The following is a 14,869-nucleotide window of genomic DNA, read 5'->3' on the forward strand; positions in this document are numbered from 1 at the left end:
AGAATGAAAGTTGCAAAAAATAATATTGATCGAGTTGTTTTTTTCTCAAAGGAGGATCTTTCTTGGGCAAATATGCTTAATAAGGCAGAGAAAATATTAAACAATCTTCAAAATTTATCTAATTCGGGTATTAATGATCTCTTAGAACTTTACCAAATTAAACTGTATTTCGATAATAATATCTTCTTGACAAAGTGGACTGCTGATGAACGTGCAACCTACACAGCAATAATTACTCGTGTATTTGATGAAATTCGAGATGCTTTTGTGAACTTGGACGTTAAAACACTAAATGTATTGATCCAATCCATAGAGTTCAGCTACAGAAGATCATTTTGGTACCTAATCTCTCTTTTTGAAACTTATAAACGTATTGACAGAGATTCGTTTTTAGTTCTTCTTAATAATTCCCCTAATCATATTAGAAATGTATTAACCAATAAACAGCTTGTTCTTTATTTTAATAATGAAATAAGAACGTTTTTGTTAGGTCATTCCGAGAGTGCTGAAATCTTGCTTTCACATTTTGAAGAAAAGCATAGCCGAAGGCAATGTGAGTATTTTTTTCCAAAAAGCCTTTCATCGACAGATATACATAGCATCATCAGGAACTATTTGGCATTGGAAAATCCAAACCTTAATTATGTTGACCTAATACAGAACTCAAAACATCTAAAGTTGCCTCCCAAATTGTTGCTTAAAGCCAAGCAACTTTCAGAATCGATTAAAGATGAATACTTAACTGAGGAGAATTCTTTCAAAATCTCTGTCGAAGCTACTCTAGATATGGTTCAGAAAGAACCAGTCATCTATAATCATAATCAGTCAGAGACAAAAGCCTGTTATGGAGGAGCTTTTTTTGATACGATGGAGGATGATGTTCAACTTTTTGCTGTTTTTAGCGACGTTTTCCTCTATACGAATGAAGAAGGTTTAATTGACTTATTCAGCAAAGATGTTGAGTTAGACACCTTGGAAAAAATCTTGATGCGTTCCAAAAATGAATATCATACGGGTCAAGTTTTTTGCAAGAAAGACATGTTATCTTTTATTCAACTCGAAATTTTCAGTGCATATCTGAAGAAAAAAGGTCGCAACATCGAGGAGTTCATTGATAATTTTGTTCAGCAATTTTTTCGTGAGCGGGCTAAATTGAATAATGTAGTGTTTGAAATGCCAGATGCTAATCTAGGTCCTTCGGACAAAATAAGGCTTCTTGCTCCTGAATTGGAATATTTGCTTAAACAGTATAAAAGCTTGGTTAATGAGGAGGGGATTGATCACGACCTATTGCAGATTGATTCAAGCCCGATTTTTTATAGTGAAATCCCAAGTTTGGTAAAGCAGAAATATGTTATGCCTGTTCACAAAACAATTTTAAGTTTACAATATCAGTTTTTTAACCCCGATAGCATTTTGTCAGATAGACAAAAGCAAAATCGTCCGAGTAATTTATTTCAAAAAATAACAACTGAAAAAATAATCAAATCGGATCTGGAAGATTATCAGCAGGATTATATTTCATTTTTGGAGAAACAAGAAATGGTTCGGTTAGATGAAAATGGAGTTATTGGGCTGGTAGATCCAATTCAGATATTTATTTCTGGAAGACTTCGAAAAAACGAAGCCCTGAGTTACTGGCGATATCCGAATAGGGTTAGAACAAAGGTTGATGAAATGGTCGAAAATAAGCTGCTAAACTATAGTTCTTCATTGTTTACAAGTGAAGAAGTAAGCTACATTAATTACTATCTGAACAAAAAAGAGTTTGCAAATGGTCACGATCTGAGAAATAAGTATCTACATGGTTCCAATAAAAGAAAACTAAACGACCAGCAAACAGACTATCGATATTTTCTTCGAATTGTAGTCTTAATTCTTCTAAAACTAAAAGATGATATTGAAATATATGAAGCGTTATCTGATTATTGAAAATCGAAGATGGATAAGTGAGTTGACTTTAAATCCAGCATTTATACGGACTGTGTCATTACCCATACAACTTTTGTTAATATTCCTACCTGCCTAAGAAATGAAAGTTAAACGACTGGATGGTTATTTAGTATGACAACATAGAAAAACCGTAACAAATACGTAACAGCGCAAAATTTTGCGATTTTAAAAATTGTTCATATATTGCCTCTGTAAAGCAGAAATGGCATTTTTTAACCATTTCCAAGATATATGACCATCAGACTCATAATCTTCTCCTCTTTTTTAACACATTTTATTTGGTCAAAGAAGATTTGTAATCATTATAAGGGTCGATTTTACGTCCTAAATTTTGAAATAAACGAAATTCGGTAGGAGAGTGGAGTATACAATTTTTTGGGGAGAGGTCAATCAAGACAGATTTAGTAGATTGGTTTTCAAGTTATATAATTTTTTTGGTACAAATAGGGTACAAACACTTTTGTGTAATTGAAAAATATTGGTAAATTTGCAACAGTAAATCAAGAACGTTGGTTTCTAAATCCCTTGATAATAGTTAGTTAAATAGGGAAAATTAGATACAAATGATTATACTCCTCAGTAGCTCAGCAGGTTAGAGCATCTGACTGTTAATCAGAGGGTCGCTGGTTCGAGCCCAGCTTCAGGAGCAATGTTGAAACCGGCTATTAATTGGCCGGTTTTTTTTTGTTTTGAAAATTAAACAACAATTATGAGTCTAGTAATTATTGGTACGATTGCGTATGATGCGATAGAGACACCCTTTGGCAAAACCGAGAAAATCGTTGGTGGCGCTGCTACCTTTGCTGGAATGGCGGCTTCCTATCTTTACAGTGATGTAAAGTTGATTTCGGTCATTGGTGAGGACTTTGGTGATGACAATCTAAATTTGCTAAAAAGTAAAGGTATCGATACAGAAGGCGTGCAGATTATTGAAGGAGGCAAATCATTCTTTTGGTCAGGACGTTACCATAATGATATGAACACGCGGGATACTTTGGTCACAGAACTGAATGTCTTGGCTGATTTTGATCCTGTTGTGCCTGACAATTATCAAGATTGTGAGTATTTGTTGCTAGGTAATTTGACCCCTCAAGTTCAGATGGCGACACTTTCGCGGTTGAAAACAAAGCCCAAATTGGTTGTTCTAGACACCATGAACTTTTGGATGGATGTGGCTATGGACGACTTAAAGGCCGTCTTGAAAAAGGTTGATGTGTTAACTATTAATGACGAGGAAGCTCGTCAACTCTCTGGAGAATATTCATTAGTGAAGGCTGCTCAGATTATCTTGACTATGGGGCCAAAATACTTGATTATCAAAAAGGGAGAGCATGGAGCATTATTGTTTGGTGATGATCAAGTCTTCTATGCACCAGCATTGCCTTTAGCTGAAGTCTTTGATCCAACGGGCGCGGGAGACTCTTTTGCAGGAGGCTTCATAGGCTATTTGGCTAAAGTCAATACCGTCAACTTCAACAATATGAAAAATGCGATTATCTACGGTTCGGCATTAGCCTCATTTTGTGTAGAGCGTTTTGGGACGGAGAGTTTGCAGTGTCTGACCCAAGATCAGATTAGGCTTAGGATTGGACAGTTTATAGCACTATCTAAGTTTGAGATAAGCGAATAGTCCGCTTATCTCAATCATATCAAAAGTCCAATTATTGGGAATCGTTCAAATACTTGACAGGAGTGAGGGGCATCTTTGAGTTCATCTGTTAAATCTTGACCAGCCCAATGTTCATAGTGTTTACCATCTCGCCAGAGCCTACTGCAAGACACATCGTAGATTATACCTTTGTAAGCAACCCATATTTCCGGCCTATCCTGCCCATTGCGTAATGCTAGTTTAAATCTCGAATACGAAGGATAGTTGTTTTTGTCGTCAATCATTGTGCAAAAATAACAAATTGAGCTTCTTTCGGATGCTGTTATTTGTAAGCCACCAATGTTTTCTTCATTGCTTTACGTGCAACGTGAATTCTTGTTTTGACAGTGCCTATAGGTATATTGAGGTGATCTGATATTTCATGATACTTATATCCTTCAAAGTACATGCTGAAGGGGATATAGTATTCGTCTGCCAGATTCGTCAACGCTTTATTGATATCTTCCATGATAAATTTGTTTTCACCTTCATTTTTCGTGGCCGAAACAAACAGGTTCGCACTGGTTATTTCCTCCTCTTTAGTGATGAAGGAGTTGGTTTTGACAATACGTCTATAATTGTTGATAAACGTATTTTTCATGATTGTGTAAAGCCAGCCTTTGAGATTGGTGCCTTCTTTAAAATTTCCAAAATAAGTGACAGCCTTTAGCAACGTGTCTTGTACTAAATCGTTGGCGTCATCTTGATCTCTGGTAAAGTTTTTTGCGTAGAGCTTGAGAGAATTCGCATGCTGGATAACCATTGAGTTAAATTCGATATTAGTCATACTTGATTGGTTTTAAATCTATGCACTTTTATGCACAAATGAGTTAACACTATGATAATAAGATACTCTATTTATATATGCTCAATTAAACTAGAGCTACGGTTTCAAGTCTAATGATGCAAATACTATGCTAAAATCTGCTGGAATTTGAGATATTGGAGGAGGTAGTTGGAATTCTACTGTTGATTAATAATAGAAAAAGGTGCTTGGAGGGTGAATTATCCCCCTTTTGGACTATATTGGATTTGTAATTTGGGGTGTTAATTAACTCAAAATTAATTGAAATTTAATGTTACTGACTAAAAAATATTCACTTCTCGTTCGAGCTGTATTTCAAATTTACTATACACATCGTTCAAAATTGTGGACGATAGTTCAAAAATCTCTTGACCGGTGGCTTGATTGGCGTTAATCAGGACCAGTGCTTGATTATGCCACACTCCTGCTCCGCCCTGCTTTTTCCCTTTCCAGCCACACTGCTCAATAAGCCATCCGGCGGCAAGTTTATAACTCTTCTCATCTATCTTATAATGAACAATTTCCGGAAAATCAATTAATAACCGTTGCAAGGTGGATTTTGGAACAATCGGATTTTTAAAGAAACTGCCTGCATTTCCCACTGTGCTAGGATCAGGAAGTTTTTCGACTCGAATATAGGACACTACCTCTGCGATATCCTTTATAGTTGGGTGCTGAATTTGGCGGTTCGACAACTCTTTTTCAATAGCTCCATAGCTGGTGTTAATGGTTGCGCTTAAATCGAGCTTATACGTGACTTCTATAATGATATATCGATTTTTATATTTAGATTTAAAGATACTTTCGCGATACGAGAAATTACAATCGTCCTTGTAAAAAGTAACAAATTGACCAGAGGTTGTATCAAAGGCTAGGCAACTATAAAAGACATGCATCAATTCGGTGCCATAGGCTCCAATATTTTGAACTGGAGAGGCACCCACGGTGCCGGGAATGAGCGCCATGTTTTCAAGCCCTGGGAATTGATGATCAATGCAATACCATACCAGGTCATTCCATACTTCCCCACCTTGGGCTGTTACAAAAGAATGATTTTGTTGGATAGTATACCCGATGCCTTTCAAGTTAATCTTGATTAGTAATCCAGTGTAGTCTTGTGTGAATAATATATTGCTTCCGCCACCTAATACTAGAAAATCTTGCTTAAAAAGGCCTTCATTGAAGAGTTGAGAAAGGTGTTCTCTTTTTGTTATTTCTACAAATTGCTTTGCTTGTACAGCAATTCCAAATGTGTTGAAGGGTTTTAGTGAGACATTCTCCTGTATCAGGCTCTCCATTTTTTGACTAAAGTTTTCAAATGTTCAAAAAAATCACTAACTTTATCAGTGATATAAGGTGGTAAATATAGTATAAAGCTTTTATTTAAGAAGAATTAAAAATAAGAAATGGCAAACGCAGATTTGAAGAGAATAAAAATCTTAGAGGCGGCAACAAGAAGGTTTGCTCACTTTGGGATGTCTAAGACAACGATGGCGGAGATTGCGAAGGATTTGTCCTTTTCCAAAGCGCTTTTATATTATTATTTTCCGGATAAAAATAGCCTTTATTCGGCCGTCTTTGAGTATGTGATGGACGAAATGATCAATGAGATTGGTGTCTATATAGATAGTTGTGATGATTATGAGAAGGCTATGATGTTTGCTCTCAATAAACGGATCGAACTAATAAATCGGTATTACAGTTTGTTTGAGCAATCCACTACACTTGTGAAAGAGATGCCAACTGAAGTCGAAAAGGTAATCAAGGAGTGTTTTGAGAAAGAAGCGCATCTGATAGGTCGAGTATTGCAGATCGGCGTGAACAAAGGTCAATTGATAGTGGATGATTTGGACGGCACTTCTAAGCTGTTATTGTATTCACTATTCGGTATGCGTATCGGTATTATGAAAGATATGAAATGTATGATTTTCCCAACCAAAGAGGAGTTTGACTTTATTTTGGATCTTCAAAAGAAAATGGTTAAGATTTTCTTGAATGGGTTAAGAAGTTAGTTTTTTTGACAGGATATGTGCTACAATTTGGGTGGCGTGAACTCTTGAGTTCTCGATAAACCATAGATGGGTATTTAATCCGCCGCAAACGACTCCAGCTAGATATATTCCGTTCATATTGGTTTCCATGGTTTCTAAATCGTGTAAGGGAGTCCTCGGGGATTCATTTGGAATAGATATTCCAATACGGCTTAGAAAGTCAAAGTTAGGTTTGTAGCCCGTCAATGCCAGTACGAAGTCGTTTTGAATAGTTTGTACGCCATCAGGTGTGGATATTTCTACACTATCATTATTTACTCTGCAGAGGCAGCTGTTGTATAAAACATCTATTTCTTTGGAAAGAATACGATTTTCAATATCAGGCTTGACCCAATATTTTACTCGAGGACTTATCTCACTTCCGCGGACGACCAAGGTTACCTTCGCACCTTTTCTATATGTTTCTAGCGCGGCATCTATTGAAGAGTTGCTAGCTCCCACTACGATCACATTTTGACCTGCGTAGTAATGTGGGTCGTTATAATAGTGTCGCACTTTACTCAGGTCTTCGCCTGGAATATTCAATAATATGGGATGGTCATAGAATCCCGTAGCAACTATTACGTTAGTGGCAATATATTCCCCTTTGCTAGTCTGGACTCGATAGCTGCTGCCATTTAGTTCCGGAATTACGTCAGTAACCTCTTCAAACAGCTTTATCCGCAATTCAAATTTCTGTTGAATGCGGCGATAGTACTCTAACGCTTCGCTGCGTCGGGGTTTAGAATTTGTAGTGACAAACGGGGTGTCGCCAATCTCTAATCGCTCCGATGAAGAGAAGAACGTCATATTGGTGGGGTAGTGGTACAGAGAATTGACCAAGCAGCCCTTTTCAATAATAATATAAGAAAGTCCGGCTTTATCTGCTTCGATCCCGCATGCCAAGCCTATCGGCCCTCCACCGATAATAAGAATATCGAGTTCAACTATTTTTTGCTTCATTCTCTAGCGCTTCCAATTTGGATTGTTTTTCGACATCGATGATTTGCATGACCGATTTTTGTAAATCTGAGGAAATTTTATTCAAAAACTGTAATTGCTCTGTAATTAATTTTGACTCTTCGGACTCATTGTTGTCATTTGTTTCCTTAGGTAATGTGTATTTAATTGCAAAAAATGGATGTTGTTCGTGCTCATCCTCTAAAGCTGCGATTAGTTGTTCAAGGCTGTTTAGCGTTTTCTTTACCAGTCGGAGATGTTCATTGTTCAATTCCGAAGAGTTAGCTTCCCACACTCTTCTGGTCAGTGTGGCCGAGTACGAGGACAGTATATGGTTGAAGATGACAAATCTATTCAGCTCCTTTGTATTTTTTTGTTTCCATTTAGGCTCGGTAAGCATTCGTTGAAAAGTGGAGCCCATATTGGCAGTAGCGATGTATACATCTTTTCTAGCCAGTTTGAATTCCGTGACGGTCGGTTTTTCTCCCGAAATGATTTTGATGATTTGTGCGATGTAATTATAATTGGCCATAAGCAATTTTCGCATATTTCCCTTGACCTGTGTGCTTTCCCAATTTGGCAGAATGACGTAGCTCGAGACGAAGGCCAGCATCCCTCCTAAAAAAGTATCAATAATTCGACTTTGAGCCATTTCCAATGTATTCATTCCATTAAAGCTTAAGAGAATCAATACATAAGGGGTCATAAACATTACGGCGACGATATAGTTAATCCTAAATAGGCTATAGGCCGTAAGAAAGAAAAATACCAACAATATAAATCGGGTGGTTTCGTCCTGTATGGTAACCAGGATAATTGTTCCGATAATTCCACCTACAATGGTCCCGATCAAACGTTGTAAGTTTCGCTCCTTAGTAAGACCAAAACCCGGTTTTAGGATCACCATTATTGTCAACATGACCCAATAGCTGTTGAATTGACCAAAACCTAGTAATTTAGTCAAAAGGTAGCCGAATGTCATGACAATGGACATTCGTATGGCATGTCTGAATATCGTAGACTTCAGATTTAAATTTTCTTCAAATTGGCTCCAATCTAAGTTGACCTTATTGACAAATTTTTCGGCATTGTCAACATCTTCTTTCTTGATGTCTTTGGCAGATAAGAGACTCAAATTGTATATCCTATCCAGCTGGGCTACAATATTCCGAAGGTTGATCACCACCTTTTTTAGAGCGATAGTATTATACTGGTATTCCTTTTCAATCTTATCAATGGATTGGACTAAGCTATCGATGTCATTGTTGAAATTGTAGAGCGGTTTCGGAATTTTATTGGCATTAAGCTGATAAGCCAAGTGGTCTAGTTCATTGGTTACTTTTAATATCGTGAATTTGAAACGGTTCAAGATGCCGGTATGGCCAAATTTTTCGCTGACGGCATCGTAATCGTAATGAGTCGCCATGCTTTGTTCAAATAAATCTACGATGTCGGAAAATATCAACGTTAGGTATCGTCCTGTCTTTGTAGTGTCCTTGATTGAACGCTTACTCTGAAAGAGATGATCTCTTACATTTTCTTGGTGCTCATGGACTTGAATTTGCTGGTCGATGAGTTTTAGATAGTTGGCATCATTGTCAATTTTTATGTCATAAAAATTGGCCTTAATTCTAAGATATTCCGCGACCTTACGGATTGTTTCGGCAAGTTCTTGTTGGGCTAATCGATACGGACGTACTTGTGTAAAGGATAGGCTTATGATGATATACCAAGCCGCACCGAGGATAAAGTAAAAGAGGTTTGTAGCAAATTGTTGAAATGACTCTGTTGCATCTATATGAATAAGGAGCATCAGTATGCCCATTAACCCAATATTGGCCGCTCGGGAATTGAAGACTGCGAGCATCGAGTTTAAAAAGCAGAGGGATGCAATAGCTATAGCAGTGAATAATATAGAGCCACCCGCGAGGTAGACGACAATATAGGTAAATACAGTTATTCCTAAGCAAGCAAACATTCCATAGCGGCGATGGGCTGGAGCTCCTGGTGTATCGGACAATCCAATCAGTAATGCCCCCAAAGAAATAAGAGTGCCAGTTTGAAACACTCCCAAAATGGCACATACCACAATAGGCACAATACAGCCTATTGTAATCCGTAGACCATCTGCAAAATATTGACCGTTAAGGAAATGTTTGATTTCCTGTATAATTTTCTTCATAATCTATACCATGCAAAGATACAGATAGATTTAGGATAAGCGATTGACCTTGTTAATAAAACCTTCTCTAAATTATATACGACGTATGTGGAGACAAGATACAGGTAGTCGAAGACACCGAAACCTGTACAGCACCTTCGTAACCTTTGCGCTTGTTGTTATACTGCTGTAACAGTAACGTTTACGTTTCCTCGAGTTGCCTTAGAGTATGGACATACTTTGTGGGCCTTATTTGCAAGGGCTTGTGCTTCCTCTTTGGATAGAGAGGGGACGTGTATCTCGAGGGCTGCCGATATAAAGAAGGAGTTGTCTTCTTCATTGAAGGAGACTTTCGCCGTCACGGTAGCATCTTGGAGTATTATGTTATCTTTTTTTCCAACGGCTCCCATAGCTCCCAAAAAACAAGAGCTCCAAGCTGCGGCAAATAACTGTTCGGGGTTAGTTGCACCACCCTTTCCTCCCATAGCCTCGGGCTTGTGTACTTCGAAATCTAGGATGCCATCTGAAGATTTAATGGCGCCGTCACGACCTCCAATTGCTGTTACTTCTGCAGTATATAGTATTTTGTCCATTATTACGTAGTTTGGTATATATAATAACAACAAATTCTAAAGATTGTTGTTGATGATTTTTTAAAATTTGCACTGTTTGTGTTGAAAGTTGGTATTATAATTAATGTTTTGATATAAAAAATGTATATTTGGTTTTCTGAGGCTGAATCAACTTATATAAAACAAACAAAACACCCAGCCTCGTGTTAATTCAAAAGCATGAAATTAAGTCAAAAAGAAGCCGCCTTTCAAAACGAGGTGTTGACCCGTTTTGAACTTTTCAAAAGTTTATTTCTAACCTTGCCTTTCCAGCGGGTCAAGCATACGGGTACGTTACTACCATTCTTCACTACGCACTGTGAAAAAGGAGTAGAGGAACACCTCTCTCCAGAAGAGATTATTGATAGCTTCTTCGGGCAATATGAGCAGTATGTTCAGGAAGAAGATCGTATGGATTTACTTTTCCGTATCGTCCAATATGTAGAAAGACAAGTGGTGTTATTCGATGCCGTTGAAGATTCGTCATTTCAGTCTATTGGTCACTCCGATGAGACAGGTTCTTTGGAGCCACTCTTCCGCCAGACACAAACGAATAATAAGCTCCGAAAGCAAATTGTCGATAAGTTAAAGGATTTTTCGGTTCGTTTGGTATTGACGGCCCACCCAACACAGTTTTATCCTGGTGCCGTTCTTTCCATTATCAATGATTTGATAGAGGCCATAAAAGAGAACGATATCAATAATATCCATCTTTTGCTCCAGCAACTCGGAAAGACGCCCTTTATTAATAAGGAACGCCCAACACCAGTCGATGAGGCAGCTAGTCTAGCTTGGTTTTTAGAAAATGTTTTCTATAAAGTTGCTTCTGAAATCCAACACACGATAGACAATGAATTAGAAGTGCCTACCGAAGATGTCAAGCAGCTTATTGAGCTTGGATTCTGGCCAGGAGGCGACCGTGACGGGAATCCTAACGTGACAGTAGAAAGTACAAAAAAGGTGGCAACCATGTTACGGACTATCCTTTTTAGATGTTATTATCGTGATTTTCGTATTATCAGACGAAGGATTACTTTCAGAGGGGTTGAACAATATATGGATGAACTCCAAGAATTATTTTATAATAATAGCTTCAATCCCATTGAAAATCCAAAGGACGAGACTGCGCGAATATTGTCAAATTTAAAATCTATTGAGCGCGTATTGATTGAAAACCATAATAGTCTCTTTATAGACGTTGTGGAAGATCTTATTCGGAAAGTGATCACATTTGGATGTTATTTCACGACCTTGGATATCCGTCAGGACAGTCGTGTCTTGCGTGATACCCTGACATACCTGATTGATTCCAATCAGGAGCTGACTAATCAACCTACAGACTTTGAAAGTTTGGATGAAAAAGAGAAGCTAAAGAAATTTCCGTTTTCTGAATTAAACCTAGTAGTTGGTGAAGATGCTCCTGCACTGGTTAAAGATACTTTGGAAGTGATACCCTTGCTTAAGAGTGTTCAACAGTCAGGTAGCGAGAGAGCTGCACAACGGTTTATTATCAGTAATTGTCAGCAAGCCTCAGATATTCTAGGTTTGATGCAATTGTTCTTATGGTCAGGTTGGCAGAAAGAATCGTTGACCATTGATTTTGTGCCTTTATTTGAAACCGTGGATGATTTGGTACGCGCTGCTGACGTGATGAAAAGTCTTTACACACATCGGGATTATGTGAAGCATTTGAAGTCAAGGGGGAATAAGCAGACCATCATGTTAGGGTTTTCGGACAGCACAAAAGACGGAGGCTATTTAATGGCCAATTGGTCTATCTACAAAGCCAAGATGGAATTGACCGCAATCGCACGCGAGTACGATGTTGATTTGGTATTCTTTGATGGGCGGGGTGGACCTCCAGCTAGGGGCGGGGGCAAGACCCAACGTTTCTATGCTTCTATGGGGCGTGATATCGAGAATAAGCATATTCAATTGACTATTCAAGGACAGACCATCAGTAGCCAGTACGGATCAATAGATGCTGCAAAGTATAATATTGAACAATTGCTTCATGCTGGGATTATTTCGGAAATCAACCAAAATGATGGCGACACACTAACGGCAAAGCAGAAAGATGTCATCGACCAGATGGCCGAAGTCAGTTATGAAAAATTCATGTCATTACGTAAAGACCCATTGTTCTTAAATTATTTAGAGAATCTGAGTCCATTAAAGGCTTTATCTACTATAAATATCAGTAGTCGTCCTGTCAAACGAAATACAGATAAGGAACTACGGTTGGAGGATTTGAGAGCGATTAGCTTTGTGACCTCTTGGAGTCAATTGAAACAAAATATTCCTGGGTTTTATGGCGTAGGTTCGGCATTGCAATTTGCAGAGGAAAACAATCTATGGTCATACGTTCGAAATCTGTATGAGCATTCAGGTATGTTTAATACGATTATTGACAACTGTATGATGTCGATGACTAAGTCAAATTTTGACATTACATCTTACATGCAGTATGATGAAAAGTATGGTACTTTTTGGAAGATGCTCCATGATGAATTTCAGCTCACCAAAAAATATGTACTTAAGCTTAGTAATACGAAGAAATTGATGGAAAATTATCCAGTGGAGCGAGAGTCTATCCTGGCGCGCGAGAAAATAATTTTGCCATTGCTCACTATTCAGCACTATGCGATTCGTAAACAAAAAAATCTAAGTTTAGAGGATCCGCAGTATGATGTCTACTCGAAGCTAATTGCAAGGACCATATACGGAGTTGTAAATGCAGGACGTAATTTAGCGTAGCAAGAAGAGTAGGGAAATTAGTATATTATTTATATTTTTGTCCGTAATTAGAAGAAAACGAGGTATCCAGCGAAAACGTAGCGATGCGACACGATTGGCATATCACAAATAAATTATATAGGTATGAAATATCTATTTAGCCTAATCTGCACAAAAGTGATGGATGTAGTTTAGATATTTCGTATGACAATTGAAGAATAAATTATATATGTATATGAAACTTAATACTTTACTTGCAGCTGCAGTTATCGGTGGAAGCTTTTTATTTGCTTCTTGTAATAATAAAACAGCTGAACAGAATCAGCTCAAGTACACGCACACTTCACTGGTTGATGGAGATGGTTATCATTTTTTTCAGACTGTAGGTCAAAAGGTACCCTATGAGTTAGCTTATGCAGACTATGCCGCTTCTGTTTCATCCGATGCAAAGGTTAAAGCTTTAGCCGTCAAGATAAAAGAAGTATACAGTGCTTTGATTCCGCAATTGGACAGTGCTGCTACAGCGGTTCATGTAGACTTTCCAATTAGAGGTGCAGAGGCGTTTGCCGTCCCTGGACAACAAGGCCCTACTGCTGATAGTGCCGTGTCAACTGTTGCTACAACCTATTCGGATGCTGCCTTTTTAGCACATGTGCAACACGAGCAGACTTTGATTAAAGAACAGTTTGGACGTGTATCTAGAAATACAAACGTGATTTTGCAAAAATTAGCGAAAGACAATGAAAAGGCTTTGGAAGAAGTATATACTTTGTCTGGTGTCAAAAATGATGAGCACGCACATCATTAATCAATAAAATCTACTGAATGGCTGTAAAACAGATTATTACAGGTTTAATGTCGTATGGAATGTCCGGAAGGGTATTCCATGCGCCGTTTATAGTGGGAAATGAAGGCTTTCAATTGAAGGCAGTTGTGGAGCGTACAAGCAAGCAAATACATCTTCAATATCCAGAAGTTGTCAGTTATTCCAGTATTCAAGAACTATTGGATGATGATGAAATCGAGTTAGTTATTGTCAACACGCCAAATGACACTCATGTAGAGTTTGCTACGATGGCTTTACAAGCTGGTAAGCATGTATTGATTGAGAAACCATTTGCTCCCACTGCTGAGCAAGCCAAAGGATTGTTTGATCTGGGACGTAAGATGAACCGATTGGTATTACCTTATCACAATCGTAGATTTGATTCAGACTTCCAATCATTGGTTGAAATTCTCCAGACCGGTAGGGTAGGGAAGCCCGTAGAACTCCATCTTCGTTTCGATCGTTTCAAGCCGGAAATTGGAGTCAAGATATTTAAGGAAACCAAGCGCCCTGCGAGTGGCATTTTATATGACCTAGGTTCACATTTGTTGGACCAAACCATTTCAATTTTTGGTAGACCAAAGTCGGTTACCAAAATATTGACTAAAAATCGTACCCACACCCAAGTGGATGATTATGCCAGCATTGTACTGAGTTACCCGCGCGGACTAAGTGTATTCATTACTGTAAGCCTGTTGGCTGCCAATCCCCAAAAGAGCTTTGTCTTGCATGGCACAAAAGGGTCATTTGTAAAAAATAGAACCGATATTCAAGAGCAGCAGTTGTTGAATGGGATGACACCTCTCACGGATGATTATGGTAGAGAGGCAGAAGGTCAAGAGGGCATTCTTACTGAAGTCCAAGAAGATGGGCTTCTTGTCAGCGAGGCCATTGCAGCATCCAAGGGTGACTATATGCATCTATTTGATGCTGTTTTTGCTGCGATACGCCATAATCAACCCTATTTTGTGTCTGAAGATCAGATTTTGTGGCAATTGGAGATTTTAGAACCCTCTCGTTAATAAGTAAATGAAATATCTACATAAACTCGGGGTGTCCAAATACGGATAATCCCGAAGTAGCATGAGTACTATTTATCATGGACCACTACGAATGATATGATGGTATTATTCTATCTG

The 14,869-nt window shown here is 38.2% G+C and carries 12 protein-coding genes and 1 tRNA gene; 7 read left to right on the forward strand and 6 right to left on the reverse strand.

What is annotated here, in order from left to right:
- Window positions 1-3: 3 nt before the first annotated feature.
- The 3 genes from OQ289_RS05575 to OQ289_RS05585 all read left to right on the forward strand — a co-directional run bounded on the left by OQ289_RS05575 (window position 4) and on the right by OQ289_RS05585 (window position 3,583).
- Window positions 4-1,932: a hypothetical protein gene (locus tag OQ289_RS05575; protein ID WP_270089765.1), complete on the forward strand. Its 1,929-nt coding sequence runs from the start codon at window positions 4-6 to the stop codon at window positions 1,930-1,932.
- Window positions 1,933-2,526: 594 nt separating this feature from the next.
- Window positions 2,527-2,600 (forward strand) — tRNA-Asn (locus OQ289_RS05580).
- 62 nt (window positions 2,601-2,662) lie between these two features.
- Window positions 2,663-3,583, forward strand: coding sequence for a PfkB family carbohydrate kinase (locus OQ289_RS05585; RefSeq protein ID WP_270089766.1), 921 nt, complete (start codon window positions 2,663-2,665; stop codon window positions 3,581-3,583).
- 14 nt (window positions 3,584-3,597) lie between these two features.
- Here OQ289_RS05585 and OQ289_RS05590 read toward each other — a convergent pair whose 3' ends face one another.
- From OQ289_RS05590 to murB, 3 genes are all read right to left on the reverse strand, one after another.
- Window positions 3,598-3,846, reverse strand: coding sequence for a cytochrome b5 domain-containing protein (locus tag OQ289_RS05590; RefSeq protein WP_270089767.1), 249 nt, complete (start codon window positions 3,844-3,846; stop codon window positions 3,598-3,600).
- A gap of 38 nt (window positions 3,847-3,884) precedes the next feature.
- Entirely contained in the window at window positions 3,885-4,388 is a 504-nt protein-coding gene (locus OQ289_RS05595) for a sigma-70 family RNA polymerase sigma factor (RefSeq protein ID WP_033565285.1), read from the reverse strand.
- Window positions 4,389-4,687: 299 nt separating this feature from the next.
- On the reverse strand, window positions 4,688-5,704 hold the full coding sequence (gene murB / locus OQ289_RS05600; protein WP_270089768.1) for a UDP-N-acetylmuramate dehydrogenase: 1,017 nt from the start codon (window positions 5,702-5,704) through the stop codon (window positions 4,688-4,690).
- Between the two features lie 108 nt (window positions 5,705-5,812).
- On the opposite strand from murB, the gene OQ289_RS05605 reads away from it, so the two are divergent.
- Entirely contained in the window at window positions 5,813-6,418 is a 606-nt protein-coding gene (locus OQ289_RS05605; RefSeq protein WP_270089769.1) for a TetR/AcrR family transcriptional regulator, read from the forward strand.
- On the opposite strand, the gene OQ289_RS05610 is transcribed toward OQ289_RS05605, so the two are convergent.
- The 3 genes from OQ289_RS05610 to OQ289_RS05620 form a co-directional block, all read right to left on the reverse strand.
- The gene (locus OQ289_RS05610) at window positions 6,407-7,399 is read right to left on the reverse strand and encodes a YpdA family putative bacillithiol disulfide reductase (protein WP_270089770.1); all 993 of its coding nucleotides are present in this window, start codon (window positions 7,397-7,399) and stop codon (window positions 6,407-6,409) included. The genes OQ289_RS05605 and OQ289_RS05610 overlap by 12 nt on opposite strands.
- Window positions 7,380-9,578, reverse strand: a complete 2,199-nt coding sequence (locus tag OQ289_RS05615; protein ID WP_270089771.1) for an FUSC family protein — start codon at window positions 9,576-9,578, stop codon at window positions 7,380-7,382. Before OQ289_RS05615 ends, OQ289_RS05610 begins: the two co-directional genes overlap by 20 nt.
- Window positions 9,579-9,736: 158 nt before the next feature.
- Window positions 9,737-10,150 (reverse strand): organic hydroperoxide resistance protein, encoded by a 414-nt coding sequence (locus OQ289_RS05620; RefSeq protein WP_270089772.1) that lies wholly within the window; start codon window positions 10,148-10,150, stop codon window positions 9,737-9,739.
- Between the two features lie 198 nt (window positions 10,151-10,348).
- Between OQ289_RS05620 and OQ289_RS05625 the strand changes: the two genes are divergently transcribed.
- The 3 genes from OQ289_RS05625 to OQ289_RS05635 all read left to right on the forward strand — a co-directional run bounded on the left by OQ289_RS05625 (window position 10,349) and on the right by OQ289_RS05635 (window position 14,752).
- Window positions 10,349-12,925, forward strand: a complete 2,577-nt coding sequence (locus tag OQ289_RS05625; RefSeq protein WP_270089773.1) for a phosphoenolpyruvate carboxylase — start codon at window positions 10,349-10,351, stop codon at window positions 12,923-12,925.
- A 214-nt stretch (window positions 12,926-13,139) separates the two neighbouring features.
- Window positions 13,140-13,712 carry a hypothetical protein gene (locus OQ289_RS05630; protein WP_270089774.1) on the forward strand — a complete coding sequence of 191 codons (573 nt, stop codon included), beginning with the start codon at window positions 13,140-13,142 and terminating at the stop codon, window positions 13,710-13,712.
- A 17-nt stretch (window positions 13,713-13,729) separates the two neighbouring features.
- A complete protein-coding gene (locus tag OQ289_RS05635; RefSeq protein ID WP_270089775.1) occupies window positions 13,730-14,752 on the forward strand; it encodes a Gfo/Idh/MocA family protein in 1,023 nt (340 codons plus the stop codon).
- Window positions 14,753-14,869 lie beyond the last annotated feature (117 nt).

The organism is Sphingobacterium sp. SYP-B4668 (assembly GCF_027627455.1).
In the GTDB taxonomy this organism is placed as follows: Bacteria; Bacteroidota; Bacteroidia; order Sphingobacteriales; family Sphingobacteriaceae; genus Sphingobacterium.

What these genes read in the sequence shown, in the direction of transcription:
- OQ289_RS05575 (WP_270089765.1), top strand. Translation starts at nt 4, where the DNA reads ATGAAAGTTGCAAAAAATAATATTGATCGAGTTGTTTTTTTCTCAAAG.
- OQ289_RS05585 (WP_270089766.1), top strand. Translation starts at nt 2,663, where the DNA reads ATGAGTCTAGTAATTATTGGTACGATTGCGTATGATGCGATAGAGACA.
- OQ289_RS05590 (WP_270089767.1), bottom strand. Translation starts at nt 3,846, where the DNA reads ATGATTGACGACAAAAACAACTATCCTTCGTATTCGAGATTTAAACTA.
- OQ289_RS05595 (WP_033565285.1), bottom strand. Translation starts at nt 4,388, where the DNA reads ATGACTAATATCGAATTTAACTCAATGGTTATCCAGCATGCGAATTCT.
- murB (WP_270089768.1), bottom strand. Translation starts at nt 5,704, where the DNA reads ATGGAGAGCCTGATACAGGAGAATGTCTCACTAAAACCCTTCAACACA.
- OQ289_RS05605 (WP_270089769.1), top strand. Translation starts at nt 5,813, where the DNA reads ATGGCAAACGCAGATTTGAAGAGAATAAAAATCTTAGAGGCGGCAACA.
- OQ289_RS05610 (WP_270089770.1), bottom strand. Translation starts at nt 7,399, where the DNA reads ATGAAGCAAAAAATAGTTGAACTCGATATTCTTATTATCGGTGGAGGG.
- OQ289_RS05615 (WP_270089771.1), bottom strand. Translation starts at nt 9,578, where the DNA reads ATGAAGAAAATTATACAGGAAATCAAACATTTCCTTAACGGTCAATAT.
- OQ289_RS05620 (WP_270089772.1), bottom strand. Translation starts at nt 10,150, where the DNA reads ATGGACAAAATACTATATACTGCAGAAGTAACAGCAATTGGAGGTCGT.
- OQ289_RS05625 (WP_270089773.1), top strand. Translation starts at nt 10,349, where the DNA reads ATGAAATTAAGTCAAAAAGAAGCCGCCTTTCAAAACGAGGTGTTGACC.
- OQ289_RS05630 (WP_270089774.1), top strand. Translation starts at nt 13,140, where the DNA reads ATGAAACTTAATACTTTACTTGCAGCTGCAGTTATCGGTGGAAGCTTT.
- OQ289_RS05635 (WP_270089775.1), top strand. Translation starts at nt 13,730, where the DNA reads ATGGCTGTAAAACAGATTATTACAGGTTTAATGTCGTATGGAATGTCC.